2 protein-coding genes are annotated in these 2288 nt (G+C 63.3%); both read right to left on the minus strand.

Annotated features, from left to right (window positions below):
- Positions 1 to 894, minus strand: an 894-nt coding sequence (gene ribB / locus AC1DT3_RS18425) for a 3,4-dihydroxy-2-butanone-4-phosphate synthase (RefSeq protein WP_477466676.1), incomplete at its 3' end; no start/stop codon positions are given.
- A 93-nt stretch (positions 895 to 987) separates the two neighbouring features.
- A complete protein-coding gene (gene aroC / locus AC1DT3_RS18430) occupies positions 988 to 2118 on the minus strand; it encodes a chorismate synthase (RefSeq protein WP_477466677.1) in 1131 nt (376 codons plus the stop codon).
- Positions 2119 to 2288: the final 170 nt, after the last annotated feature.

Consider the following 2288-nt stretch of genomic DNA (forward strand, 5'->3'; position numbering starts at 1 on the left):
ATAATGGGTCGTGGGAACCCCAGCCGTTCCGTCGCGGAGATAGACGAGGACACCCTTGCCCTCTTTGGCGAAGTACTCCATCGCGGCCGCAATGGTCTTTCCGCCCTCGAAAATGTCGGACAGGACATTTGCGCGATGGAGGCGCGCCGGGATATCGATCCCGTCCCCGATCCGGCCGTGAACCAGCGCCACATGCTGAACGGTCTCAAAGGGCGTCGAATAGGCATAGCCCGTGAAGTCGCCCCATTCCGTCGACACCGGAAACGTCGCGATCCGCTCGACGAGCTTCTCTCGCACCTGACGATAAGCGATGAGATCGGCGACCGAGATCCGCTTCAAGCCATGCGTGTCGGAGAACGCCTTGATCTGCTCGCCTTTCATCACCGTGCCGTCGTCATTGGCGAGTTCGCAGATGACGCCGACGGCCGGAAGACCGGCGAGCTTGCATAGGTCCACCGCGGCCTCGGTATGACCTGACCTCATCAAAACGCCGCCATCCTTGGCAATGAGCGGGAAAACGTGGCCAGGACGAACGAAGTCGGCAGCGCCCATGTTGTGGTTGGCGAGCGCCCTGACGGTGTTCGTGCGCTGCTCGGCGGAGATGCCCGTCGTCAACCCGTGCCRCACGTCGACGGTCACGGTAAAGGCGGTGCCGAGCGGCGCATCGTTCGAAGGCACCATGGGGTCGAGGCGAAGACGCTTGGCTTCCGCGCTCGTAATCGGCGCGCAGACGATCCCGCAGGTGTTGCGGATGATGAAAGCCATCTTCTCCGGGGTACAGAGCGAGGCGGCGACGATGAGATCGCCCTCGTTCTCGCGATCGTCGTCATCGGTCACGATGACGATTTCTCCACGGGCAAACGCTTCGATGGCTTCGGTGACGCTGTTGGACATCAGATCTCTCCACGCGCGAGGCACGGACGAAACTTCATAACAAAAAACCCGCGACATGAGAGTGCGGGAACCCGGGCGGCTATAGCACCCTGTCTATAGAGAGGGGAAGCTCTTCTCGAAGGGCCAAACCGGGCCGCTTCCCACCTGCCCGCGATGGCGCAAGAACTGGTCGGCCAGGACGCAAGCGACCATGGCCTCACCGACCGGAACGGCGCGAATGCCCACGCACGGATCATGGCGGCCCTTCGTCTGCACGTCGACGGGCTGGCCATGTCGGGTCACGCTGGCGCGAGATGCCAGGATGGACGAGGTCGGCTTCACCGCAAACCGACACACGACCGGTTGGCCTGACGAGATCCCGCCGAGAACGCCGCCGGCGTGGTTCGAGCCGAATGTCGGCGCGCCGTCGTTGCCGGGACGCATTTCGTCGGCATTCTCTTCCCCGCGCAGCGACGCGGCCGCAAAGCCGTCGCCGATCTCGACGCCCTTGACGGCGTTGATCGACATCAGGGCCGACGCGAGTTCCGCATCGAGTTTGCCGTAGATGGGCGCGCCGAGGCCGACGGGCACACCTTCGGCGACGATTTCGAGAACGGCTCCGATCGAGGAGCCTTCCTTGCGCAACCCGTCGAGATAGTCCTCGTAGAATGCTGCCGCCTCCGAGTCGGGGCAGAAGAACGGGTTACGCGAGACTTCGTCCCAATCCCACAGATTGCGATTGATCGGATGGGGCCCCATCTGAACGAGCGCGCCGCGGATGACGATACCCGGAACGACCTTTCGCGCCACGGCGCCGGCCGCGACCCGCGCCGCGGTTTCACGCGCCGAAGAGCGCCCGCCGCCGCGGTAGTCTCGTATCCCGTACTTTGCGTCGTAGGTGAAATCGGCATGTCCGGGCCGGTAGGAATCCTTGATGTCGGAGTAATCCTTCGAGCGCTGGTCGACGTTTTCGATCAGGAGGGCGATCGGCGTACCGGTCGTCACCTGCCGCCCGGTCCGCTCGTCGAGGAAAACACCGGAGAGGATTTTCACCTCGTCGGGCTCGCGGCGCTGGGTTGTGAATCGCGATTGCCCCGGGCGACGGCGGTCGAGCTCGGCCTGAATGTCCGCCGCTTCGAGCGGGATCATCGGCGGACAGCCGTCGATCACGCAGCCGAGGGCTGGTCCATGGCTTTCGCCGAATGTCGTGACACGGAAGAGATGACCGAAAGTATTGTGGGACATGGCGCTTTGACGTGAGGTTCAGCGCGTCTTACGGCGAATGAGGACGGGTGTCACGTCAGGACGTCGAAGACCGAGTCATTTGAGAGCCCAGATTCCGGCCAGACCTCGGCACCGCGATCCTATTCCACCCGGATCTTGTAGGTGTACGTCCAGATTGTTTCGGGCCCGGT

Source organism: Microvirga sp. P4_G7 (assembly GCF_056401005.1).

Coding starts and splice junctions, on each gene's coding strand:
- aroC (WP_477466677.1), bottom strand. CDS start 2,118: ATGTCCCACAATACTTTCGGTCATCTCTTCCGTGTCACGACATTCGGC.